Annotated in this window: 1 protein-coding gene; it reads left to right on the top strand. The window is 68.6% G+C overall.

What is annotated here, in order from left to right; translation table 11 throughout:
• The coding region (locus H5993_RS09375) for a hypothetical protein (RefSeq protein WP_204777128.1) at positions 1–236 on the top strand (236 nt) is incomplete at both ends.

Genomic DNA, 236 nt, shown 5'->3' with positions numbered 1-236 from the left:
GCAGCAGTGCGGGCTTTTTGTCCTTTGCCTTCACCGGCCAGGAGCGGCGCATCACGCTGCGGCTGCGGGGCAGGGGACGGGGCGTGATGCTGGTTTCCCACCGGGAAGATGGCAGCCGGCCGGTGGCCTCGATCCCGGTACCGGGGGACAAGGCCCTGCTGCGCCCGGCAAGGCTTTGCTCGCGGGAGGGTGTGCGTCCGCTTTATTTTGTGTTCCGCGGTGTGGGCGCGGTGGAT

Origin of the sequence: Limosilactobacillus alvi (assembly GCF_016900115.1) — a bacterium.
Classification (GTDB): Bacteria; Bacillota; Bacilli; order Lactobacillales; family Lactobacillaceae; genus Limosilactobacillus; species Limosilactobacillus alvi.
Note: the sequence above shows the minus strand (reverse complement) of the source record. Positions and strands in the feature narration are given on the sequence as shown.